This is a genomic window from Rhodococcus sp. 14-2470-1b (assembly GCF_002259415.1).
In the GTDB taxonomy this organism is placed as follows: Bacteria; Actinomycetota; Actinomycetes; order Mycobacteriales; family Mycobacteriaceae; genus Rhodococcoides.
Genome location: NZ_NPFY01000001.1, coordinates 20,926 through 43,371 on the forward strand (window position 1 = coordinate 20,926; position 22,446 = coordinate 43,371).

Annotated in this window: 23 protein-coding genes, 1 tRNA gene, 1 other RNA gene and 1 pseudogene; 8 read left to right on the forward strand and 18 right to left on the reverse strand. The window is 64.0% G+C overall.

What is annotated here, in order from left to right:
* Nucleotides 1–40: 40 nt before the first annotated feature.
* The 15 genes from CH293_RS00125 to prfB form a co-directional block, all read right to left on the reverse strand.
* A complete protein-coding gene (locus CH293_RS00125; RefSeq protein ID WP_094719101.1) occupies nucleotides 41–844 on the reverse strand; it encodes a DUF1295 domain-containing protein in 804 nt (267 codons plus the stop codon).
* Complete coding sequence (locus CH293_RS00130; RefSeq protein WP_094719021.1) at nucleotides 841–2,139, reverse strand: cyclopropane-fatty-acyl-phospholipid synthase family protein; 1,299 nt, start codon at nucleotides 2,137–2,139, stop codon at nucleotides 841–843. Before CH293_RS00130 ends, CH293_RS00125 begins: the two co-directional genes overlap by 4 nt.
* Nucleotides 2,136–3,407, reverse strand: a complete 1,272-nt coding sequence (locus CH293_RS00135; protein ID WP_094719022.1) for a cyclopropane-fatty-acyl-phospholipid synthase family protein — start codon at nucleotides 3,405–3,407, stop codon at nucleotides 2,136–2,138. The genes CH293_RS00130 and CH293_RS00135 overlap by 4 nt, the downstream gene beginning before the upstream one ends.
* Nucleotides 3,404–4,138 (reverse strand): DUF1365 domain-containing protein, encoded by a 735-nt coding sequence (locus CH293_RS00140; RefSeq protein ID WP_176459856.1) that lies wholly within the window; start codon nucleotides 4,136–4,138, stop codon nucleotides 3,404–3,406. The genes CH293_RS00135 and CH293_RS00140 overlap by 4 nt, the downstream gene beginning before the upstream one ends.
* A complete protein-coding gene (locus tag CH293_RS00145; RefSeq protein WP_037111062.1) occupies nucleotides 4,135–5,376 on the reverse strand; it encodes an NAD(P)/FAD-dependent oxidoreductase in 1,242 nt (413 codons plus the stop codon). The genes CH293_RS00140 and CH293_RS00145 overlap by 4 nt, the downstream gene beginning before the upstream one ends.
* A gap of 11 nt (nucleotides 5,377–5,387) precedes the next feature.
* Nucleotides 5,388–6,050, reverse strand: a complete 663-nt coding sequence (locus CH293_RS00150) for an alpha/beta fold hydrolase (RefSeq protein WP_241483813.1) — start codon at nucleotides 6,048–6,050, stop codon at nucleotides 5,388–5,390.
* A gap of 126 nt (nucleotides 6,051–6,176) precedes the next feature.
* Nucleotides 6,177–6,547, reverse strand: a transfer-messenger RNA (tmRNA) gene (gene ssrA, locus CH293_RS00155).
* Nucleotides 6,548–6,628: 81 nt separating this feature from the next.
* The gene (locus CH293_RS00160) at nucleotides 6,629–8,038 is read right to left on the reverse strand and encodes an NAD(P)H-binding protein (protein ID WP_037111065.1); all 1,410 of its coding nucleotides are present in this window, start codon (nucleotides 8,036–8,038) and stop codon (nucleotides 6,629–6,631) included.
* Nucleotides 8,039–8,117: 79 nt separating this feature from the next.
* The gene (locus tag CH293_RS00165; RefSeq protein ID WP_094719024.1) at nucleotides 8,118–8,969 is read right to left on the reverse strand and encodes a DMT family transporter; all 852 of its coding nucleotides are present in this window, start codon (nucleotides 8,967–8,969) and stop codon (nucleotides 8,118–8,120) included.
* 51 nt (nucleotides 8,970–9,020) lie between these two features.
* Nucleotides 9,021–9,494 (reverse strand): SsrA-binding protein SmpB, encoded by a 474-nt coding sequence (smpB, locus tag CH293_RS00170; protein ID WP_019666033.1) that lies wholly within the window; start codon nucleotides 9,492–9,494, stop codon nucleotides 9,021–9,023.
* Between the two features lie 120 nt (nucleotides 9,495–9,614).
* Nucleotides 9,615–10,520, reverse strand: a complete 906-nt coding sequence (gene ftsX / locus CH293_RS00175; RefSeq protein WP_094719025.1) for a permease-like cell division protein FtsX — start codon at nucleotides 10,518–10,520, stop codon at nucleotides 9,615–9,617.
* A 92-nt stretch (nucleotides 10,521–10,612) separates the two neighbouring features.
* Complete coding sequence (gene ftsE / locus CH293_RS00180) at nucleotides 10,613–11,302, reverse strand: cell division ATP-binding protein FtsE (RefSeq protein WP_019666035.1); 690 nt, start codon at nucleotides 11,300–11,302, stop codon at nucleotides 10,613–10,615.
* A 68-nt stretch (nucleotides 11,303–11,370) separates the two neighbouring features.
* The gene (locus tag CH293_RS00185; protein WP_094719026.1) at nucleotides 11,371–11,820 is read right to left on the reverse strand and encodes a hypothetical protein; all 450 of its coding nucleotides are present in this window, start codon (nucleotides 11,818–11,820) and stop codon (nucleotides 11,371–11,373) included.
* A complete protein-coding gene (locus tag CH293_RS00190; RefSeq protein ID WP_037111070.1) occupies nucleotides 11,817–12,734 on the reverse strand; it encodes a mechanosensitive ion channel family protein in 918 nt (305 codons plus the stop codon). The genes CH293_RS00185 and CH293_RS00190 overlap by 4 nt, the downstream gene beginning before the upstream one ends.
* Before the next feature lie 6 nt (nucleotides 12,735–12,740).
* A complete protein-coding gene (prfB, locus tag CH293_RS00195) occupies nucleotides 12,741–13,853 on the reverse strand; it encodes a peptide chain release factor 2 (RefSeq protein WP_019666038.1) in 1,113 nt (370 codons plus the stop codon).
* Nucleotides 13,854–14,194: 341 nt separating this feature from the next.
* Here prfB and CH293_RS00200 point away from each other — a divergent pair, with 341 nt between their 5' ends.
* Nucleotides 14,195–14,686 carry a carbonic anhydrase gene (locus CH293_RS00200; protein WP_037111072.1) on the forward strand — a complete coding sequence of 164 codons (492 nt, stop codon included), beginning with the start codon at nucleotides 14,195–14,197 and terminating at the stop codon, nucleotides 14,684–14,686.
* A gap of 58 nt (nucleotides 14,687–14,744) precedes the next feature.
* Nucleotides 14,745–15,533 (forward strand): inositol monophosphatase family protein, encoded by a 789-nt coding sequence (locus CH293_RS00205; RefSeq protein ID WP_037111508.1) that lies wholly within the window; start codon nucleotides 14,745–14,747, stop codon nucleotides 15,531–15,533.
* Nucleotides 15,534–15,598: 65 nt separating this feature from the next.
* Here CH293_RS00205 and CH293_RS00210 read toward each other — a convergent pair whose 3' ends face one another.
* Nucleotides 15,599–15,967, reverse strand: coding sequence for a DUF1304 domain-containing protein (locus CH293_RS00210; protein WP_037111073.1), 369 nt, complete (start codon nucleotides 15,965–15,967; stop codon nucleotides 15,599–15,601).
* A 123-nt stretch (nucleotides 15,968–16,090) separates the two neighbouring features.
* Between CH293_RS00210 and CH293_RS00215 the strand changes: the two genes are divergently transcribed.
* The 5 genes from CH293_RS00215 (at nucleotide 16,091) to CH293_RS27790 (ending at nucleotide 20,845) form a co-directional block, all read left to right on the forward strand.
* A complete protein-coding gene (locus tag CH293_RS00215; RefSeq protein ID WP_037111074.1) occupies nucleotides 16,091–17,497 on the forward strand; it encodes an acyl-CoA dehydrogenase family protein in 1,407 nt (468 codons plus the stop codon).
* 46 nt (nucleotides 17,498–17,543) lie between these two features.
* Complete coding sequence (locus CH293_RS00220) at nucleotides 17,544–18,767, forward strand: acyl-CoA dehydrogenase family protein (protein ID WP_019666043.1); 1,224 nt, start codon at nucleotides 17,544–17,546, stop codon at nucleotides 18,765–18,767.
* Nucleotides 18,768–18,939: 172 nt separating this feature from the next.
* Nucleotides 18,940–19,275: a YciI family protein gene (locus CH293_RS00225; RefSeq protein WP_037111509.1), complete on the forward strand. Its 336-nt coding sequence runs from the start codon at nucleotides 18,940–18,942 to the stop codon at nucleotides 19,273–19,275.
* A 13-nt stretch (nucleotides 19,276–19,288) separates the two neighbouring features.
* Nucleotides 19,289–20,563, forward strand: coding sequence for an RNA polymerase sigma factor (locus CH293_RS00230; RefSeq protein ID WP_094719027.1), 1,275 nt, complete (start codon nucleotides 19,289–19,291; stop codon nucleotides 20,561–20,563).
* Nucleotides 20,564–20,665: 102 nt separating this feature from the next.
* Complete coding sequence (locus tag CH293_RS27790) at nucleotides 20,666–20,845, forward strand: hypothetical protein (RefSeq protein WP_141216776.1); 180 nt, start codon at nucleotides 20,666–20,668, stop codon at nucleotides 20,843–20,845.
* Here the strand turns inward: CH293_RS27790 and CH293_RS00235 are convergent.
* Nucleotides 20,842–21,018: pseudogene (locus tag CH293_RS00235) on the reverse strand (heme-binding protein); the annotation flags it as partial. The gene CH293_RS27790 and the pseudogene CH293_RS00235 overlap by 4 nt on opposite strands.
* 135 nt (nucleotides 21,019–21,153) lie before the next feature.
* A tRNA-Met gene (locus CH293_RS00240) sits at nucleotides 21,154–21,230 on the reverse strand.
* 520 nt (nucleotides 21,231–21,750) lie between these two features.
* On the opposite strand from CH293_RS00240, the gene CH293_RS00245 reads away from it, so the two are divergent.
* A complete protein-coding gene (locus tag CH293_RS00245) occupies nucleotides 21,751–22,353 on the forward strand; it encodes a transglycosylase family protein (RefSeq protein ID WP_094719028.1) in 603 nt (200 codons plus the stop codon).
* Nucleotides 22,354–22,446 lie beyond the last annotated feature (93 nt).

Genomic DNA, 22,446 nt, shown 5'->3' on the forward strand with positions numbered 1-22,446 from the left:
TTCGACTCTAATCGCTGACCGAGAACGCGGCGGGGCGCGGTTAGGAAGTGCGGGGTGATTTCGGAGGGCGAGGCAGGAAGTAACTCGTTCGACGCTGGTAGTCGGCGTATCCCGGCCGTCGTTCCATGGAGCGTTCCAGCAGTCGCGCGCCCGTCGCGAACACGAGGAAATAGGTCATCGCGACGGGCGAGAGCACCGTGACCACCCCAGGCCACGCCGACGCCGCAACGAGGAAAATGCCCCACCACACGCAGGCGTCGCCGAAGTAGTTCGGATGACGCGTCCACGACCACAGACCGCGGTCCATGATCTTGCCCTTGTTCGACGGATCCGCCTTGAACGTTTTCAACTGCGCGTCACCGACCGCTTCGAAGGCCAGTCCGACAACCCACAGCAGTACACCGACGACCACGGTCACCGGTACGGAGGACTGCGAGACGGCGGAGACCTGGATCGGCAGCGAGACGAACCAGAGCGCCGCACCCTGCGTCAGGTAGATCTTGCGGAGGGCGTACAGAGTCCGGTTTCCCGTGGCCTTGGACAGCAGCTCCTCGTACCGCGGGTCCTCACCACCGCCGACCGACCGGCGAAACACGTGCCACGCCAGACGCAGTCCCCATACGGCGACGATGACGGTCACCAACAATCGGCGCCATCCCTCACCGGTTCCGACCACGCCCGACACGAGTGCGATGAGGACGAAACCTCCACCCCACGTCACGTCGACGACGCTGTGCCGCCCGATTCTGCTGCCGATGAGTGCGGTGACGACCATCAGAACGGCGGTGGCCAGCAGCGAGGAGGCGGAGACGATCAGGAACTCGGACCGAAAGAACTCGTTCACGGTCTCGGGCCCACCCATACCGGTCGAACGGGGTCGAGGTCGACCCGCCCGTCGGGTTCGGGGCGCACCGACAGAATCTGGTCGACACCCATGCGGCCCTCGCGGAACGCCATACCGCCGCCGACGAGATACAGCCGCCAGACGCGTGCGACCTCCTCGCCGACGAGCTCGACGACGTCGTTCCAGCGAGCCTCGAATCGCTCGGTCCACACGTCGACCGTCCGCACGTAGTGCTCACGCATCGCGTGAACGTCGCGGACCTCGAGTCCGGCTTCCTCGATCATCGCGACGGTTCGACCGACGGGCCGCATGTACATATCCGGTGCGATGAACTGCTCGATGAACGCACCTCCGCCCGGGTTGTCGCCTTCTTTGCGAGACATCTGCTGGATCAGCACCCGCCCGCCGGGCCGCACGTTGCGGTGCAGCGCGGCGGTGTACGTGGGGTAGTTCGACTCTCCCACGTGCTCGCCCATCTCGATGGACGCGACCGCGTCGAACGGACCGTCGGGGATCTCGCGGTAGTCCTGGATCCTGATCTCGACGCGGTCCTGTAGTCCTCGGTCGGCAATTCGCTTGTCGATGAACGCCTTCTGCTCACGCGAGATCGTGACGCCGACGACGTGGGCGCCGTATTCCTGCGCCGCGTGCAGACTCAACGAACCCCAACCACAGCCCACGTCGAGGAACCGCTGACCGGGAGCAGTGTCCAGGCCGATCTTGCGGCACACGAGGTCGAGCTTGTCCGTCTGTGCGTCGTCGAGGGTGTACGTCGGCGCGGTGGACGTCCAGTACCCCGACGAGTACGCCATGTGGGAATCGAGCACCAGTTCGTAGAAGTCGTTCGACAGGTCGTAGTGGTGGCTGATCGCGGCCCGGTCCCGCACCAGCGAATGCAGCCTGCCCTTGACGACCGCCTGCGACGCGGGTGGGGCGAGGGGACGACCGAACACTCCGAGTTCACGGGCCAACTTGGCGAGCTTCAGCAGCGCCGCGGGTGACGGACGAATGGCCGACAGCTTCCTCGCTCGAACTTCGCCCCACACGTGGGCGAGCGCGGCACCGAGGTCACCGTCGACGTCGAGTTCGTCCAGAACGTAGGACTGGGCCGCACCCAACTCCCCCGGGTTCCACAGCAGTCGCCGTAGAACGTTCGGCGATTTCAGGTGTACGTCGGGGGCACCGACGGTCCCCGCGACACTGCCGTCCCATGCGTGCAGGCGCACCGGCAGATTCCCTCCGACGTACGGCGCCACCAACTCCGCGATCCGCGGTGCAACTCCGGCGGTGCTCATCTGTCTCCCCTACGGTCGAGAACGATCTGCTGTACGTCGAGATACCCGGAGCGGAAGCCTGCTTCCGAGTAGCACAGATAGAAGTGCCACATTCGGTCGAATGTCCGATCGAAACCCAACTGGGCTGTCTCGGCGTGCCGGGCGGCGAACTCCTCGTCCCACCGCCGCAGAGTCCGTGCGTAGTGGTCGCCCATCGACAATCGTTCGCGCACACGAAGAGTCGTGTGATTCTCGGTCACTTCGTCGATCGCGCGCAGCGACGGCAGGAAACCGCCGGGGAAGATGTACTTGTGCACCCAGGTATAGGTGTTCCGGGTGGCCAGCATCCGGTCGTGCGGCATCGTGATCGCCTGAATCGCGACTCGGCCACCGGGCGCAAGCACTCGGTCGATGGTCCGGAAGTACTCACCCCAGTACTCGTGTCCGACGGCCTCGATCATCTCGACCGACACCACCGCGTCGTAATTGCCGTCGACCATGCGGTAATCGAGTAGATCGACCTGAACCCGTTCCGAGTATCCAGCGTCGGCGATGCGCTTGGAGGCGAGTTCCTGCTGCTCGGTGGACAACGTCACCGAGCGCACCGTCGCCCCCCGCGCCGCCGCACGGATGGCCAGTTCACCCCAGCCCGTGCCGATTTCCAGTACGCGGCTTCCTTCTTCGACGCGGGCGCGGTCGAGCAATCTGTCGATCTTGCGCCGCTGCGCTTCCGCGAGCGGTTCGCCGTCCTCACGGGTGCCTCCGGAAGCGAACAGCGCACTCGAATACGTCATGGTCTCGTCGAGGAACAACTCGAACAGGTCGTTGGACAGGTCGTAGTGTCGCGAGATGTTGGACCGAGTGTTGTCGGTCGTGTTCCGTTCCGCACGCGGAGGTTTCGGCACGTACAGGCCACGGAGACGCTGCAGCGATTTCGGAATCAACGTTGCCATCCGCGTGGCGAACACTTCGAGTACCGCAGTCAGGTCTTCTGCATCCCAGTCCCCTGCCATGTACGCCTCACCGAAACCGATGAGTCCGCTCTGGCCGACTCGCGCTGCGAGGTCGGCGGGCCGCACGATGTGCAATACCGGGGATTCGGGGCCACCCCCACCGATTACGCTGCCGTCGGCGAAACGCGCCCGCAGCGGTAGCGTTCCTACTGCGCGGCGAAACAAGAAGTCGGCGACCGGCGCCGCGATCTTTGCCTTCGTTCCTGCCGGCACGAATGCGATACCCGGCCAGTTCTGTATGTCCACGTCGGACTTCGATCGAACGACGGTTGTCATCGTGTTGCCCTTCCTACAGCGGGTGCTTTCGGACGTGGAACGATGGGTAGACCTCTCGCCCACAGCCGAATTCCTTGCCAGCGAATCTGTGCCACTACTCGCAAAGGTGCGAGCGGAACCGAGACTGCAGACGCCACCACCGACCGAGTGGTGGCAGGCGTGCGGCGGCCGGTCACGCTCGCCACGAACGGCGGTGCGCCTTCGCGTTCGAGAACGATGGAGAGCGCCAGCGTCGAGTCCGGCTCAGGCAGTTTCATCCGGTATTCGCCACTGACGTCGTTGAACGGCGAGACGTAGAACTCTTTGCGTGCTCGCGCCGCGCCCACGTCATCGGTGTGCAGAAGGTAGGCGTATCGCTCACCGTAGGTGTTGTGGACTTCCGCGACGACGCAGACGAGCCGGTCCTCCTTGTCGTGACACCAGAAGACGCTGAGCGGGTTGAACGTGTGTCCGAGCACCCGGGCGCTGGCGAGCATCGTGATGTGTCCTCCGCCGAGGTCGATGCCGTGGTCCGCCAGAAACGCGTCGACGTTCTGCCGGATGGACCTCGAGGGGTCACCGATGTGATCGCTCGCGTGGAACGTCGCGAGTGGCCGGATCCACCGAGGCAACGCGGGCAGACTGTCGAGGTCGACGAACCAGCTGTAACTGCGGTAGCGAAACTTGTTTCGTATCGGCGCCGTACGCACGTGAACGATGGTCGTCGAATAGATGGCGTCGGTGTACGTCATGTCCACTGCCCGCCCAGACGTTCGGCAGCCACCCGACCCGATTCCGCGCCGTCCTCGTGGAAACCCCATCCGTGGTATGCACCCGCGAAAGCCACCGTGTCGGTGTTCAATTCCGGGAGCCTGCGTTGAGCTGCGAGCGACGCGGGCGTGTACTGCGGGTGCTCGTACGTCATCTCGTCGAGCACGGTCGACGGGTCGACGACGTGAGATCCACCGAGCGTCACCAGGAATCGCTGCGAGCCTTCCAGCCGCTGCAGTCTCGTCATGTCGTAGCTGACGAGAACGCTGTCCGGCTGCGCTCCGCATTCCGGAATGCGGTAGTTCCACGACGCCCGCGCCCGCGGCGTCGCCGGAAGCACCGCCTCGTCGGTGTGGAGTTGAGTGCGGTTGATCGAATACGGCATCGACCCGAGCACCGAATGCTCGAGTGCGGTCGGGTCGGCGAGCATCTTCAGTGCCTGATGGGGATGTACCGCGATGACCACGGCGTCGTAGCGTTCCATCACGTCGCGAGAGTCGCGGATGTCGACACCGCCGAAGTGTCGGTACACCGCGTGGACCGGTGAACTCGTGCGGATCTCGTCGATGTGCGCGGCGACGCGCTCGACGTAGCGCGCCGAGCCACCGGTCACCGTGCGCCAGACCGGAGAGCCCGTCACGCTGAGCATGCCGTGGTGTTCGAGAAAGGTGAACAGATATCGCGCCGGATAGTTCAGCGCAGTGCCCGGATCACACGACCACACCGCCGAGACGAGTGGAGCCATGAAGTGCGCGGTGAAGTAATCGGAGAAGCCCGTGCGACCGAGGAAGTCGGCAAGAGTTTCGTCGGCGACGGTACTGTCGGTCGCTCGCAACACGTCCGTCGCTGTGCGGTGGAATCGGGTGATTTCGCGGAGCATCTTCAGGTACCGAGGGCGGGCGAGAGTCCGTACCGACGGAAGAATCCCTCGGATCCCCTGACCGCCGGAGTATTCGAGGCCACACCCGTCGCACCGAATCGACATGCTCATGTCGGATTCCTGCGTGGGCACGTCCAACTCGGCGAAGAGACGGAGCAAAGTCGGATACGTCCGGTCGTTGTGGACGATGAACCCGGTGTCGACGCCGATGCCGTTCACATCGTGTGTGTCGGCATGACCACCGAGCCTGTCGTCGGCCTCGTACAGAGTCACGTGCGAGGACTTCGACAACACGTATGCCGCAGTCAAACCCGCGACACCACTACCTACGACCGCCACACGCCGACGCGTCACGACGACACTCCGTTTTCTTCAGAGGGGACACGCGCGATGATGTCCATCGCGAATTTCGTCGTTGTCTCTACCCATGTGCGGGACTTTCGAATCATGAAGTGACCGCCGTCCATGTCCACGAACGTTGCATCGACACCCCGCCCGCGTGCGGCCTCGACTTCAGCCGACGACCTTCGCGGATCCGTCCAGCTGTCGTCGCGCCCGTGGAGGACCCTTACCGATCGGTCGGATTGGACGTTCGCCAGCTCGTCGCCGTCGGGCCACCACGGCGCGAGCGCCACGATGCCCAGGACCCCGGGATCGTGCCCGACGGCGGCTGCCGTCCGCCCGCCCATCGAGTGCCCGACGACTACCACCGGCACACCGGGGTGCTCGTCGCGAATCCGTAGCAACGCCCACCGGGCGTCACGAACGGGGCTGCGTTCGACACCGTTCCATCCGCGGAACCGGTACTGCAGTTGGTGTACTGCTACGCCATCTGCTCGGCCTGCACGCCGCAGCGCCCACGTGAACTGCCACATGCGCAGTCCCGACAGATGCCAAGGCCTACTGGGCGCGTGGCTGTCCACTTTGCCTCCGTGCAGAACGAGGACGACGGCGCGGACAGTGCCGCGCGGACTGGGGCCGGACCACAACTTCGGCGTGGCGATCTTGCTCATGATCACTATTCGACACCATCGCTGCCACGGGTTGGATTCTTGCGATGCAATGCGATTGTGAGGTGAATTACAGGCTTCGAGCAAGAAAAAACCGGGCCGGAAAGCGTGTGCTTTCCGACCCGGTCTCGGTGGAGCTGCCGGGAATCGAACCCGGGTCCTCCGCTGTATCACCAGGGCTTCTCCGTGTGCAGTCTGCTATGCCTCTACTTGGATCTCCTGATCTCGCAAACAAGCCAGGATGACGATCCCAGCCACTGTTTGATGTTCCTCATCACTCCGTGGCCGAGTGAATCGGTAAGCCCTCTAGCTGATGCCAGTACCCGGGTCGAGGGCGAACCCGGACTGACAGACACGCAGTCGCTACTTAGGCAGCGAGTGCGTAGTCGCGCTGATTGGAATCGGCGCTTATATGTTTGCGATGACGCTTACGGTGGTCTCTCGCCTGCACCGACACGCTTCCCCTGACTCAACATACAGAGTCGAAACCGTTCAGCCCCGTACGTCCCCAGCACTTTGCCGGGGCTTGTCAGTGTAACGCGTCCTCCGAACAGAATCATCCCGATATACGCAGCGCGTCGCTATGCGCGGTCGACTTCAGCCACGACGCGCTGCAACTGACGGCCCGCGACAACCTTTCGAGCAGGCAACGACCCGTACCAGAAGGCGCGGCCCGCGAGGCCACGAGGAAAGAAGTCGATGCGTTGCTCGAGCCGCGTTCCCCCGCCTGCAGACACCACCGAGTACTGCATCCACGCGTTCCCGGGCAACTTGGCAGTGGAACGTAGCCTGATGTCACCGGCCGAATCACTGCCGTCCGACTCACTGCCGTCCGACTCACTGCCGTCCGACTCACTGCGCTCGATCTGCCAGTTCTCGGCGCTGCCTGTCGCAACGGCTTTGTGCAGGCGGCTGCGAATCTCGTCGGCCCCGCTTCCGAGGTAGACGCTGCGCACGTCGGTGAAGACGGTTTCTCCCGCCCAATCGGGGTCGGACGGAAGAGGATCCGACGGGGCAGACACGGTCGATGTCCACGTCGACTCCGACTCGCCGTCGTCGATGGTGCGTAGAGCCAGCCGAACTGCATCGCGGTACGGCGTCAGACCGCCCTCCGGCCGTTCGACGACGGAGTCGATGTCGGTTTCGTGTGCCACCGCGTCGAACTGTAGGGATTCGATGAGCGGCATCGCCAGTCCCCTCGGTATCGGAGTCACCAGTCCGATCCAGTGTCCGGCCAGCCGTGGGGTGAGAACTGGCAGTACCACCATCTGTCTCTTGCGTAGGCCTGCAACGTCCGCGTAGATGTTCATCATCTCGCCGTACTCCATCACGTCCGGGCCGCCGACGTCGTAGGTCCTGCTCTCCGGAAGGTCTGCGTCCGCTGCTCCGAGTAGGTAATGCAGGATGTCGCGCACGGCGATCGGCTGAATCTTGTTGTGGACCCAGCGCGGTGTCGTCATGACCGGCAGCCGGTTGGTGAGATGACGAATCATCTCGAACGAGGCCGAGCCTGCACCGATCACCACTCCGGCCTGAAGGACGAAGGTCGGCACTTCGGACTCGCACAGAATCGTGCCTACCTCGGCGCGCGATTCCAGGTGCTCGGAAAGCTCCCCAGACTGGGGGTGCAGCCCGCCGAGATAGACGATCCGCGACACGCCGGCCTCCGCAGCGACCGCAGCGACATTCTCGGCGCTCTCACGCTCGGTTTTCTTGAAGTCACCGCCGCCGGAACCCATCGAGTGCACCAGGTAGTACACGACATCGACGTCGGCGAACGCTTTCTTCAGCGAATCGCGGTCACCGAGATCTCCCTGGGCAATCTCGACGTCGTCCGCCCACGGCACACCCTGGAGTTTGTCGGGATTGCGGGCCAGCACACGAACCGTGAATCCCGCGTCCAGAAGTCGCGGAGCGAGCCTGCCGCCGAGATAACCGGTCGCTCCGGTGACGAGGACACGGCGGGCATCGGGACTGCTGTTGGCGTTCATCGTCTATCGATACCCCCGCGGGGGTATCTCAACCCGATCTCACCAGGCCGATCAACCTTGGACGATCGATCTTGGACGATCAACCCAGGGCGATCAGACCGACCGCGCCGAGAGCGACGACCATTCCCACCTGTTGCAGTCTGCCGACGCGCTCGCCGAGCATGACCATCGCCAGGAGCACGGTCGCCGCGGGATACAGCGATGCGATGACACTGACCAAGGACAGCAACCCGCCCTGGTACGCGTAGAGCAGAGCGGCGTTCGCCACGACGTCGAGAATGCCGACGAACGCAGCGAGCTTCAGCACACTGCCGTGCGGCAGCGTGAAATGACCGGAGGCGAGCGCTACACACCACACCACCGCCGTCGCCGACGCGCGAGATGCAGCCAGCGGCCACAATCCCGATCCGTCGCCGATCTGATGGAGGCAGATGAACGCGAGCGCGAACGTGACACCCGATCCGACGGTCAACCACGCCACCGTCGGGGTGAATTTCATCTCGCGACCACCGGCTACTTCACCCGTCGTGTCGTCGGGAGACTCCTTGCTGACGAGGAGTACCGCGATCAACGCCAATGCGATACCCACGAACGCGAGCGCACCCGGACGCTCCCCGATCGCGAATCCGGCAACGACGGGTATGCCCGCCACCAGCACGGCGGTCAGCGGTGACACGACTGCCATCGGGCCCGACGCGAGCGCGAGGTAGAACCACCAGACGGCCAGGCCACCTGCCACTCCCGACGCCAAGCCCCACAGAATGGGCACCCACGAAATCTGGCCCCCGACGAACGGCGCCACGATCAGGACGATCACGAACGAGAAAGGGTAGGAGACGATCACCACTCGCAGGGCCGCCACCCGACGGGACGCCACACCCCCGACGAAATCGCTGACGCCGTATCCCACCGCAGCGACGAGTGCGAGCAGGATCGCGGTCAGCGCGAACCCCTCACCGCTCGCCCCTCACCGCATACCCCCTCACCGCATACCTTTGATACGGCGGCCGAGTTCCCTGGTCACTTCACGCTCGGCGGTGCGACGGGCCAGGTCCTGGCGCTTGTCGTAGTCCTGCTTACCCTTGGCGAGAGCAAGTTCGACCTTCACCTTGCCGTCGGAAAAATACATCGACAACGGTACGAGGGTCAGTGACCCTTCTTTCGTCTTCCCGACGAGCCGCTCGATCTCTCGCTTGTGCAACAACAGTTTTCGGGTGCGTCTGGGCGCATGGTTGGTCCAACTCCCCTGCGTGTACTCGGGGATGTGCAGCCCGCGCAACCAGATCTCGCCGTCGTCGACCGTCGCGAACGAGTCCGCAAGCGACGCTTTGCCTTCACGCAGGCTCTTCACCTCGGTGCCCACGAGCGCGATACCGGCCTCGTAGACGTCGAGAATCGAGTAGTGGTGGCGAGCCTTGCGGTTCGTCGCAATGGCCTTGCGGCCCTTCTCTTTCACTTCAGGGCCCTTTCTCGAGCGCTGTTCGTCCGTGCGTACGCGCTCTCTGCGCTGTCCGCTCCAGCATAGAACCGTGTCGCAAGCACTTTTCTTCCGGATGGAATCGGCCGGATCGGGAACCTACTCGCGGACGTACAGCCGCAACGTGATGTACGCGGTGACCGCAGCCATGCCGATGCCGACGAGCGCCAGGAACGGTGAGACGAGCAAGACGTCGCTGTTGGAGATTCGGGCGAGGATGTTGGCGTCGTACACCTCGGACAGCACGTCGTCGATGAAGAGGTTCTTCGCGGTGAACAGCCCCGCGATCGCGAGACCGGACCCGATCAGTGCGGCCACCACGGCTTCGAGCAGGAACGGCAGCTGGGTGTACCACCTGGTCGCACCGACGAGTCGCATGATTCCCACCTCGGTACGCCGGGTGAAGGCTGCGATCTGAACCATGTTCGCAATCAACAGAACAGCGCCGACGGCTTGAACGATCGCGATGGCGAATGCCGCGTTGCGAACGCCGTTGAGCACGCTGAACAGTCGCTCGACGAGATCTCGCTGATTGAGCACGCTCTGCACTCCGGGCTGGCCCGCGAAGTTGTCGTTGATGACACCGAAGCGTTCTGGATCACTGAGCTTGACCTTGAACGAGGCCGGGAAGCTGTCCGGGCTGACCAGCTCCGCGAGTTCCGGTTGATCCTTGAACACGCGCTCGGTCGCATCCTTCACTGCGTCGTCGCGGTTGAGGTACTGCACCGACACCACGGACGGTGTCTGCTCGAGTTCACTGCGCAACGTCGAGCACGTGGATGCCGCGCAGTCCGGATCGGTCGCCGAGATGTCGTCGGTGAGGAAGATCTGTACTTCGACGCGGTCCAGGAAGATCTGCTGCGTCTTGCCCGCCATCTGCACGACGAGCAGTCCGCCTCCGAACAGGCCGAGCGAAATGGCCGTCGTCAGAATCATGGCGATGGTCATGGTGATGTTGCGGCGAAGTCCGGTCAGGACTTCGCTGAAAATGAAACTTGCGCGCATCGGGGAATCCGGGCCCTTCGGTGGTGTCTGCAGTCGTCGATGTCTGTAGTCGTCGATGTCTGTAGTCGTGGCGGCAGAAGTGCGGCGGCGTACTACCTACCGACGCCGTAGACCCCTCGGGCCTCGTCACGCACCACTCTGCCGTTGTCCAGTTCGATGACCCGCCGACGCATCGAGTCGACGATGTGGTTGTCGTGCGTTGCCATCAGCACCGTCGTTCCGGTCCTGTTGATCCGCTCGAGCAACATCATGATGTCCTGGCTCGTGTCCGGATCGAGGTTTCCCGTCGGTTCGTCGGCCAGCAGCACCAGTGGGCGGTTCACGAAGGCCCGGGCGATGGCGACGCGCTGCTGCTCACCACCGGACAGCTCTGTGGGCAGTCGATCCGACTTGCCGCCGAGCCCGACCAGATCCAGGACCTCGGGCACCGTCCGCTTGATCATCGATCTCGGCTTGCCGATGACTTCGAGCGCGAAGGCCACGTTCTCCACGACCGTCTTCTGCTGCAGAAGACGGAAGTCCTGGAACACGCACCCCATGCTCTGCCTGAGCTTCGGCACGCGCCGCGAGGACAACCGGTTCACGTGGAAGTCCGCGACGTGGATGTCGCCGGAGGTGGGTGTCTCCTCCTTCAGAAGAAGACGCATGAACGTCGACTTCCCGGATCCCGACGGTCCGATGAGAAACACGAAGTCGCCCTTGTCCACCGACACCGTGACGTCGTCCAACGCCGGCCTGGTGGATGTCTTGTAGGACTTGGAGACATTCGAGGTGCTGATCACGGGTCGCCAGTGTAGCCCTTACCTACCGGTAACCGACTCGGCTCGACATGTGTGTTGCCTGAGGAATCCTAGGGAGATCCGGTGGCCGTCGGGGCCTGCGGAGCGGGGGGTAGCAGCGACCGCAGCTGCGGCGGCACCGTCAGTCCCGGCAGATACGTCGGCTCCTGCGTTGCCGACGCACCGGACTGTCCCGTGGACGATTCCGGTTCGACCGAGTCGGCACCGGTACTCGACTCGCCTTCGGTCCCGCTCGGTGCGGTCGCGCTCGGTGCCTGCGTCATCGACGGTTCGGTGTAGGGCTGCCGGTACGTCGGCTGCTGCGTGTACTGACTCGTGTCGATCGGCTGCGGACCGGTCTGGACGACCTCGGGGTCCGGTCGCACCTGGTCGTACAGCAGAGCCGTCAGCACGAAGCACACGCCGATGAGCACTGTCGATGTTCGAACCCGGCCATAGATCCGGGCCGGAATCGGCCACCGACGGCTCGGCCGGTTCGGCTGGGCATCGGGATCGGTCACAGATCCACCTCCCGGTCACGGTTGGAACCTTCCGGCGCGACACCTGCGGTCGACACATCCGGGCTCACACTGATTCCCTCGGGCTGCAACGCTGCAGCGACGCGCACGCGGAGATCACGTCCGACCTGAAATTGCTTGCCAGGCAACGTCCGTGCCACAAGCCGCACGTTGACCTGGTCGACCTCGATGGACTCGACGCCCATGACTGTCGGTTCGTCCAGCAGCAGCGGCCGGAGTCGCCGATCCTCGAACGCAGTATGGCCCACACGGCGGAGGATCTCGTTGACCCGGTTCAAGTCCGCGATGGACGGGATCGGTACGTCCACCACCGCGCGCGCCCAGTCCTTCGACAGATTGATCGCCTTGACGATCTGCCCGTTGGGCACCGTGATCACTTCTCCGTCGACACTCCGAACACGAGTGACGCGCAGCGTCACGTCCTCGACGGTGCCCTCCGCGTCTTCTGCCGAGCCGTTGACCGCGATCTGCACGACGTCACCGAAGCCGTACTGCCGCTCGGTGATGATGAAGAAGCCGGCAAGTATGTCCTGGACGATGCGCTGAGCGCCGAAGCCGAGCGCGGCGCCCAGAACCGTCGCAGGCGCTACGAGACTGCTGACTGCGAACCCGAATCGACGAAGCACCTCGATCGTGACGAGCACGTACACGATCGTGACGGCGACCCAGGTGATGACCTGGGCAAGGGCGTGCCGGTGCTTGGCGGCCTCGGACCTGACGAGCGCGTCGCTGTGTTGATAGTTCGCGTCGATTCGAGTGGTTATTTTCGACCCGACATAACTGACGAAGCGAGCGACGAGCAATCCCCCCAGGATGTACAGCACGATCTCGAGTCCACTGCCGCTCAGCCATCGCTTCAGATCCGCCGGTAAACCGAGCGACAGTGCAAGATCCATGATGGTCTACTCGTCCCCCCGCATACGCCAACGAATTCCTGCTTCCAGGAAACCATCGATGTCACCGTCGAGCACGGTGGAGGGATTGTTGACCTCGTACTCGGTGCGCAGATCCTTGACCATCTGGTACGGATGCAGCACGTAGGAGCGCATCTGGTTACCCCAGGAACTTCCGCCGTCGCCCTTGAGTGCATCCATCTCGGCGCGCTCTTCCTTGCGCTTGACTTCGAGCAGCTTGGCCTGGAGGACCCGCATCGCGGACACCTTGTTCTGCAGCTGCGATTTCTCGTTCTGACACGTCACGACGATTCCCGTAGGGATATGTGTCAGACGGACGGCCGAGTCCGTCGTGTTGACGGACTGTCCGCCCGGGCCGCTGGACCGGTAGACGTCGACACGGATATCACCCTCGGGTATCTCGATGTGATCGGTCGTCTCGACGACCGGAAGCACCTCGACCTCGGCGAACGAGGTCTGCCGTCGACCCTGGTTGTCGAACGGGCTGATCCTCACGAGGCGGTGGGTTCCCTGCTCGACAGACAGAGTGCCGTAGGTGTACGGAGCCTTCACCGCGAAGGTCGCGCTCTTGATTCCAGCTTCTTCGGCGTAGGACGTGTCGTACACCTCGACGCCGTATCCATGCTTCTCCGCCCAGCGGATGTACATGCGCATGAGCATCTCGGCCCAGTCCGCTGCGTCGATGCCGCCCGCACCGGAACGAATGTTGACGAGCGCGTCGCGTTGGTCGTACTCACCGGAGAGAAGCGTGCGCACCTCGGCCGCGGCGATGTCCTCGCGCAGCGATGCGCGCTCGGCGTCGGCATCGGCTGTCGCCGACGCTGCAGCGTCGCCTTCTTCGCCCTCGGCCAGCTCGTAGAGCACCGGCAGGTCGTCGAGGCGACCACGCAGTTCCTCGACGCGGCGCAGTTCGGCTTGCGCGTGCGAGAGCTGACTGGTGACCTGCTGAGCGTGTTCCTGGTCGTTCCACAGGTCCGGCGACGCAGCCTGATGTTCGAGCTCGTCGATCCGGCGACGTAGTTCCTCGACGTCGAGAACCGACTCGATCGTCGTGAGGGTGATGTCGAGTTCGTTCAGGTCCGCGGAGACGTCAGGATGCACGAGATCGAAGTTTACCGGCCGCGGCGCACTCGCCCGACCAACGCTGCCCGACGAGCAGGATTTCTACGATTTGGACGGGCCCTTCCAAGGGCGTGAGCAGGCACGGCTGCGGATCGCGAGCCCTGGCCCGAACGTCGATCTCCTGTTAGTTTTCTCGGCATCGACACGAACGCATGCGACCATGCCGCGTACCCCCTGCTGTTCGTTGCGCGCCTCCACGTCGATTTCTGCAGGACCGGCACCAGTCTCTGTCGCTGATGGGTCCACCCCAACCGCAGGGCGCCCACAGTCGGCGCCATCTGCGCAGCTCCACCCCACGCAGAAACATCTGGAGGAGATTCATGACGGTCACCGACGAGTACCTGAAGAACAACGAGGCATACGCGGCACAGTTCACCGGCCCGCTCCCGCTTCCACCGTCGAAGAACGTTGCGGTGGTGGCATGCATGGACGCGCGCCTCGACGTCTACCGCATTCTCGGATTGAACGAAGGCGAGGCGCACGTCATCCGCAACGCAGGTGGCGTCGTCACCGACGACGAGATTCGATCACTCGCCATCAGCCAGCGTCTGCTCGGAACCAAGGAGATCATTCTGATTCACCACACCGACTGCGGAATGCTGACGTTCACCGACGACGAATTCAAGAACGGCATCCAGGACGAGATCGGCATCAAGCCCAACTGGGCGGCCGAAGCATTCGCCGACCTCGACGCCGACGTGCGGCAGTCGCTCGCGCGGATCGAGCAGAGCCCGTTCGTGACCAAGCACGAATCGGTGCGCGGATTCGTCTTCGACGTCGCGACCGGGAAGCTGAACGAAGTCACGGTCTGACGTGCACAGCGCCCGGGGTGACGATGCCACCGGCACCCCGGGCATTAGTGTTTGGAGCGTGACTTTCTCTGCCGCTGACCTGCAGCTCGCACTGTCCATCGCCGACCAGGCCGACGTCATCACGCGGGATCGTTTTCTCGCTCTCGACCTGGTGGTGGACGACAAACCCGACCTGAGTCCGGTCAGCGACGCCGACCTCGCCGTCGAGAACAAGGCGCGGTCCATCCTCCAGGACGAGCGGTCGGAGGATTCCGTCCTGGGCGAAGAGTTCGGTGGCGACGCCGTCTTCGACGGACGCCAATGGGTCATCGACCCGATCGACGGAACCAAGAATTTCGTGCGAGGTGTGCCGATCTGGGCCACGCTGATCGCGTTGCTCGAAGACGGCATTCCGGTCGTGGGCGTGATCAGCGCTCCGTTGCTGAACCGGCGGTGGTGGGCGTCGAAGGACGGGGGCGCGTGGACGTCCTACGACGGCGGCGAACCTCGCTCCATCACAGTATCGTCGGTTCGCGAACTGGGCTCTGCCAGTTTGAGTTTCGCGAGCCTGTCCGGCTGGAAGGAGCGCGGGCTGCGAGATCGGTTCGTGGACCTGACGGACGAGGTGTGGCGGGTTCGCGGGTACGGCGACTTCTTCTCCTACTGCCTCCTCGCCGAGGGCACCCTCGACATCGCGACCGAACCCGAGGTGTCGCTGTGGGACCTGGCACCCCTGGACATCCTGGTTCGGGAAGCAGGTGGGCGCTTCTCCTCACTCGACGGCGCGGCAGGCCCGCACGGCGGAAGCGCAGTGGCCACCAACGCCTTTCTGCACGACGAGGTACTGACGCGGCTCCGCCGCACGTGAGTGGAAATCTAGGGCAGGGCCAGGAGCGGAGCCTGCGGAGCGACCAGAAAACGCGACATTTCCACTCACGTGAAAGCTGCGAACAGCAATGCCAACAACGGGGTGATGCCCTGGATCACGGCAGGGCGGAAGTACTTCCGCCCGCCGGTGGCCAGCACGAACGCAGCACCGACGATGCTGAGGCACGAGAACACGACGATCGCGTCCCCGGCGTCGCCTCCCAGGAACAGGCCCACGACGATTCCCACTGCCAGAAACAGGTTGTAGAAGCCCTGATTGAAGGCCATCGGCCGGACCACATCGGCGTCGGCCTGACTGGCGACTCCGAATCTGCGCCAGACGGCGGGCTTGGTCCAGGCGACGGATTCCATGAAGAAGATGACAACGTGCAGCGCGGCGGCGACGGCAGCGAAGATCGAAGCGATGACAGGCATGCTCGAATGCTTCCACAACGGGTGTGAACTGCGCGAACGGTCCACTTCTTACTCGAGAGTAGACAGCTAACTTACCCGGGAGTAAGATAGGCGGAGTCCGAGCCCGACGCCGAGAAACAGCTGGTGATCATGAGCAAGCAAGACAGTGTCATCGAGACGAAGCGCAAGGCGCCTCGCGATACATCCGCAGTTGGCCTCAACCCGTTCAAGCGAGACGCCATCGGTACCGCCATGCGTGTTCTCACGGCTATCACCGGGTCCGATCTCGCGGAGAAGTACAACCTTCGCCAGACGATCGACCGCGTGACGTACGAGAGCACCAAGACTGGGTTCAAGACCCTCGGCGCTGCCAACCGCACGTTCGCGAAGGTCACCGGTGGCGACAAGCCGAAGCGACTCGAGGACGCCGCGGTCAAGAACCTCGACTACTTCGATCTGACGCCGGACGACGAGCAGCGCATGATCGTCGAGACCGTCAAGGAATTCGCCGAGGAGATCCTTCGACCCGCAGCGCACGACGCAGATGCCGCGGCGTCGTCGCCGGAGGATATCGTTCGTCGTTCCGCTGAACTCGGTATCACCTTCATCAACGTCCCGGAAGAACTCGACGGCGCGGCTACCGAGCGTGGCGCCGTCACCAACGCGTTGGTAGCGGAAGCACTCGCGCACGGCGACCTCGGACTCGCGCTTCCCATCCTCGCACCGAGCGGTGTCGCGGTCGCATTGACGCAGTGGGGCACCGACGCACAGCAGAAGACCTACCTGCCTGCGTTCGTCGGCGAGAAGGTCCCGGGTGCGGCCGTCGTGGTCAACGAACCGCGTGCACTGTTCGACCCGTTCGCTCTGCAGACGAAGGCCGTGCGCTCCCCCAGCGGATTCAAGCTCAACGGCGTCAAGAGTGTCGTGCCTGCCGCGGGTAGCTCCGAACTGTTCGTCGTTGCCGCCGAACTCGAAGGCAGGCCTGCGTTCTTCATCGTCGAGTCCGACACCAAGGGCCTCGTCGTCGAAGCCGATCCGAGCATGGGTCTGCGTGCCGCCGGCCTGGGTCGACTCGTGCTGACCGACGTCGCGGTTCCGGAATCCGCACTGCTGGGCGATGGAGATGCAGATCAGCGCGCACTCGATTACGCCGAGGCCATCAGCCTTGCCCGGCTCGGCTGGTCCGCTCTCGCAGTCGGCACCGGTCAGGCTGTCCTCGACTACGTGATTCCGTACGTCAACGAGCGCGAGGCATTCGGCGAGCCGATCAGCAACCGCCAGGCGGTTGCGTTCATGGTCGCCAACATTGCGATCGAGCTGGACGGGCTGCGCCTGGTCACTCTTCGCGGCGCATCGCGTGCCGAACAGGGCAAGTCGTTCGCACGTGAAGCAGCGCTCGCCCGACGCCTCGCCGCCGAGAAGGGTATGCAGATCGGTTCCGACGGTGTGCAGTTGCTCGGTGGGCACGGATTCACCAAGGAACATCCGGTCGAACGCTGGTACCGCGATCTCCGCGCTGTCGGTGTCACCGAGGGCATCGTCCTCATCTGATTCGCCCCCATCCTCGTAGGCAACCCATCGGTCAAGGACTGAATTCATGATCAATCTAGAACTTCCCAAGAAGCTTCGGGCACAGGCGAATCAGGCTCATCAGGTTGCGGCCGAGATCTTCCGCCCGATCTCTCGCAAGTACGACCTCGCCGAGCACGAGTACCCCGTCGAACTCGACACCATGGCATCCATGGTGGAGGGAATGTCCGACGCTGGTACCGAGGTCGGCGGCGCCGCCGGCGGCCGAGAGAAGGACAGCGAGAGCGCTCCCAAGCCCAGCAAGACCGCCAATGCCAACGGTGGCAACATGGCTGCATTGGTGAACGTCATCGAAACCTGCTGGGGCGATGTCGGTTTGACTCTGTCCATTCCGTACCAGGGCCTCGGCAATTCCGCCATCGCGGCTGTGTCCACTGACGAGCAGCTCGAACGCTTCGGCAAGGTGTGGGCATCGATGGCAATCACCGAACCGAGTTTCGGATCCGACTCCGCTGCGGTGACGACGACTGCGGTTCTCGACGGCGACGAGTGGGTCCTCAACGGCGAGAAGATCTATGTCACCGCGGGCGAACGTTCGACGCACATCGTGGTGTGGGCGAGTGTCGACCGTTCGAAGGGCCGCGCGGCGATCAAGTCCTTCGTCGTGCCACGTGACGCCCCCGGTCTCAGTGTTGCTCGACTCGAGCACAAGCTCGGTATCAAGGCGTCGGACACTGCCGCCCTCCTGCTCGAGGACTGCCGAATCCCGAAGGACAACCTTCTCGGTTCCGCCGAGGTGAACACCGAAAAGGGATTTGCGGGCGTCATGCAGACGTTCGACAACACTCGCCCGCTCGTCGCGGGTATGGCCATCGGTGTCGCTCGCGCGGCCCTCGAAGAACTGCGCTCCATCCTCGACGAGGCAGGCGTGGAGATCTCGTACACCACTCCGGCCTACAGTCAGCATGCAGCGGCTGCCGAGTTCCTGCGTCTCGAGGCCGATTGGGAGGCGTCTCATCTGCTCGCGCTGCGGGCTGCGTGGATGGCCGACAACAAGGAGCCGAACTCGCTGCAGGCATCGATGGCCAAAGCGAAGGCAGGCCGCTCGGCCACCGACATCACACTCAAGGCCGTCGAACTTGCAGGCAGCTACGGCTACTCGGAGCGCCTGCTGCTCGAGAAGTGGAGCCGTGACGCGAAGATTCTCGACATCTTCGAAGGAACCCAGCAGATTCAGCAGTTGATCGTCGCCCGTCGTGTTCTCGGAAAGACCTCCGCCGAACTGAAGTGATGCAGATGTGACGACGTGGCCCCGTGGACCGTGAGGTTCGCGGGGCCACGTCGTGTATCGACAGAAGAATCGGGTGTCCACCGAAAAATTTCTTCGGGTCTTGTCGAAGACGGCGTATCCCGTTCGTCGTCATCATGTACGCAGACAGAAGAGCAATTCGATGGAGGACACCATGAAGTACATGCTGCTGATCAACGCACCGAGTGCCGATTTCGACAACGGATGCACGCCGTCGGACTGGGTGCAGTACGGCAAGGAGATGCAGGACGCGGGCGTATGGGTCACCGGTCACGCACTGGCCGACCTCACGACGGCGACGACCGTGCAGGTCGATTCGTCCGGAGAACGCAGCATCACCGACGGTCCGTACGCGGAGACCCGCGAGGTTCTGGGAGGCTTCGAGATCATCGATGTTCCCGACCTCGACGCTGCGTTGGATTGGGCCGCACGGTGCCCCGGTTCCAAGGGCGGGGGGACCGTCGTCGTCCGGCCTGTCGCCGAGTACTGACGGCGCCACGGCCGTGTCCGACGACGTACGTACCTCCCTCTCGGATGTGTTCCGAGAGGAGCACGGGCGACTCCTTGCGTCGATGGTGCACCGCTACGGCGACATCGACCTGGCCGAGGAAGTCACCTCGGACGCGATCGAGGTTGCGTTGCAGCGTTGGCCGATCGACGGAGTACCCACCAAACCGGGCGCCTGGCTGTTGACGACAGCCAGGCGCCGAGCCGTCGATCGCCTCCGTCGAGACCGGACGCTCACCACGAAGCTGGCGATTCTGCAGATCGAGCAGGATCGCGCGAGCAGCGGGCAGACAACCGATGCGCTCGCCGTTGGCACCTTCGACGACGACGTGCCCGACGAACGGCTGCAGATGTTCTTCATGTGCGCGCATCCCGCGCTGAACGTCGACGACCGTCTTGCGATCACGTTGCGTTGCCTCGCGCAGCTCACGACGGCCGAGGTGGCACGGGCTTTCATGATCCCGCCGTCGACTGCGGGTCAGCGAATCTCGCGAGCCAAGAAGAAGATCCGAGAGGCGCGAGTTCCGTTTCGAATTCCCGGCCCCGACGAGCTGCCCACCAGACTGACGGTGGTGCTGCAGGTCGTGTACTCGATTTTCACCGAGGGGTACGCAGCGTCGAGCGGTGACGATCTCGTCCGGGTCGATCTCGCCGACGAGGCAATCCGGCTCGCCCGTATCCTGCAGGCCCTGCTGCCCCGCGAACGGGAGGTCACGGGATTGCTGGCGCTCATGTTGTCGGTTCACGCACGCTCTGCCGCACGAGTGAACGGGGAGGGAACACTCGTGATGCTCGACCAGCAGGACCGGGCCCGGTGGGATCGGGACATGATCGGCGAGGGAGCCGACCTGACCGTGCGGGCTCTGACGGGCGGAGCAGCCGGCCCCTATTCGGTACAGGCCGCGATCGCGGCTCTCCACGTGGAGTCCGAGACGTGGGAGGCCACCGATTGGGCGCAGATCGTGGAACTGTACGGCGTGCTGATGTCGCTCGCCCCGTCTCCCGTCGTCGCAGTCAACAGAGCAGCCGCCATTGCGCTGCGCGACGGGCCGGCCGCTGGGCTGATGGAGCTCGACGCGTTGGCGGACGAACCTGCTCTGCAGGCCTACTCGCCTTATCACGCTGCTCGCGGCGACGTACTCAGCCGCCTCGGTGCATCGTCCGACGCAGCGATCTGTTTCGAGCGCGCGCGCACGGTTGCCGGGTCGATACCCGAGCGCGACTACCTCCGACGCCGGGCCGACGACGCTCGGGACGCCGCGGGCGCGTAACCGGGCGGCAGGCCCACGGTCGGATGTCGGAGTCCGATGCTGCCCACTCGCGGCCGGCACCGACACTCATAGACTGACGAGGACTGCAGGAATCGATATTCGATGGAAGTGAGGGCAACGATGTCCGAGTGGGCGAAGAAGATCAAGGACGAAGCCAAGGGACTCATCGCCGAGGCCGAACAGGAGCTCACGGCTCTCGAAGGGGTCGACACCGTCGACCTCACCGCGGACGAGACGGATGAATCGCCCACAGCGGGCACGGAATCGGATTCCACACGCTAGTTCCCGACTCGCAGTTCGGCTGGGATCGCTCGCGAGCGGTGCGAAGCTAGGGCGTCGACGACCATCGGATGGTCGTCGGCTTCCGGCAGGCCCGAAATCTCGATGACGCCGACGAGCGACCCCGCTCCTCGCATGGGAACAGCTCCGCCTGCTGCTACGTATCGGCTGTTGTCGTACCGCGATTCCGCGTCGAAATTCCCGGATCACGGGGTCGACCACTCGAGTGGGCTGCGTGCACGAAAGAGGGCCCCGACAGGGGACGCACAGCAAAGAACCCGGCATCGTGACACGATGCCGGGTTCTTGCGTTGGTAGCGGGGACAGGATTTGAACCTGCGACCTCTGGGTTATGAGCCCAGCGAGCTACCGAGCTGCTCCACCCCGCGTTGCAAGAGATGAAGTTACCCGAAGGTGTCCGCCGGATGCAAATCGCGTGTACAGCCGTCGACGACGACACTTGCGCATCGTTCGACGTGCGAATTACCGGGAACAACGACCGAAACCAGTGTGCTGGACCACAGAAATCGCGTGAGACATCCCACATAACAGCTATGTAACGAACGGGACTCGAATACATTCCGAGGCCGTCCCACCTGCAGATAAACCGACCTCTGTCTCACATGGTGGACAACTGGTTCCCGGATTCTTTGTGTGACGTCACGACGATCCTCGACTACCTTCACGGTCGGCCCTACAACGCAGGGTCAGTACCGCCCCCGCCGCTGCATCGCTCTGCCCCGCGGGGAACGGTTCCCCGATACGCACGGGGGCAGAGCCGCAACACGTACGACGCCGCGCACCGAGTCCTCGCGCCGGCCCCTCGTACACGGTGCCTGGAGACGACTACGAACGATCGTCGTCCCCTGGCTGGGTTGCGAAGGCAAGCGCGGAGAGGATTCACCCCGCATGACCAAGGAAATTCATTTCGGCAAGCGTGCACTCGGATGGGCCGCCGTCACCGGCGCCGTCGTAGCGATTCCCCTCGGCCTTTCCGTGGGCACCGCCAGCGCAGCCGAGCACAACTGGGACGGCGTCGCACAGTGCGAGAGCGGCGGCAACTGGAACATCAACACCGGAAACGGCTACTACGGCGGCCTGCAGTTCTCGCAGAGCACCTGGACCGCCAACGGCGGCACCGGATCGCCGCACACTGCCTCCAAGGCAGAGCAGATTCGCGTTGCCGAGAACACGCTGCAGAGCCAGGGTGTGGGCGCATGGCCGGTCTGCGGCCAGAACCTCACCACCGGTGCATCCACCCCGGAGCCCGAGGCAGCCCCCGCGGCACCGGCCGCACCCGCTGTCGAAGAGGCACCCGCCGCTCCCGCAGCACCGGCGCTTCCGGTCGCGCCGGAGTTCCAGGCACCGGCACAGCAGGCTGTCGATCAGGCAGCTGCAACTGCCAAGCAGAGCTTCGACGCCGCGAAAGGCATCGCAGACCAGTACGGTCTGAGCGCTCAGTTCGAGCAGCTCGTGAGCACCAACCCGGTTCTCGCGTCGATCGGACGCTGAATTCGTCCGCAGGCTTGACCTGCTGACCGACGAAGGCGCCCGCATCGCTTCAGGAAGAGAAGCGATGCGGGCGCCTTCGTGTGTGCGGCCGCC

Bases quoted from the DNA above. Each gene is read 5' to 3' on its own strand.
- CH293_RS00130 (WP_094719021.1), bottom strand. From the start codon at position 2,139: ATGAGCACCGCCGGAGTTGCACCGCGGATCGCGGAGTTGGTGGCGCCG.
- CH293_RS00135 (WP_094719022.1), bottom strand. From the start codon at position 3,407: ATGACAACCGTCGTTCGATCGAAGTCCGACGTGGACATACAGAACTGG.
- CH293_RS00140 (WP_176459856.1), bottom strand. From the start codon at position 4,138: ATGACGTACACCGACGCCATCTATTCGACGACCATCGTTCACGTGCGT.
- CH293_RS00150 (WP_241483813.1), bottom strand. From the start codon at position 6,050: ATGAGCAAGATCGCCACGCCGAAGTTGTGGTCCGGCCCCAGTCCGCGC.
- CH293_RS00160 (WP_037111065.1), bottom strand. From the start codon at position 8,038: ATGAACGCCAACAGCAGTCCCGATGCCCGCCGTGTCCTCGTCACCGGA.
- ftsX (WP_094719025.1), bottom strand. From the start codon at position 10,520: ATGCGCGCAAGTTTCATTTTCAGCGAAGTCCTGACCGGACTTCGCCGC.
- CH293_RS00190 (WP_037111070.1), bottom strand. From the start codon at position 12,734: ATGGATCTTGCACTGTCGCTCGGTTTACCGGCGGATCTGAAGCGATGG.
- CH293_RS00200 (WP_037111072.1), top strand. From the start codon at position 14,195: ATGACGGTCACCGACGAGTACCTGAAGAACAACGAGGCATACGCGGCA.
- CH293_RS00210 (WP_037111073.1), bottom strand. From the start codon at position 15,967: ATGCCTGTCATCGCTTCGATCTTCGCTGCCGTCGCCGCCGCGCTGCAC.
- CH293_RS00220 (WP_019666043.1), top strand. From the start codon at position 17,544: ATGATCAATCTAGAACTTCCCAAGAAGCTTCGGGCACAGGCGAATCAG.
- CH293_RS00225 (WP_037111509.1), top strand. From the start codon at position 18,940: ATGAAGTACATGCTGCTGATCAACGCACCGAGTGCCGATTTCGACAAC.
- CH293_RS27790 (WP_141216776.1), top strand. From the start codon at position 20,666: ATGGAAGTGAGGGCAACGATGTCCGAGTGGGCGAAGAAGATCAAGGAC.
- CH293_RS00245 (WP_094719028.1), top strand. From the start codon at position 21,751: ATGACCAAGGAAATTCATTTCGGCAAGCGTGCACTCGGATGGGCCGCC.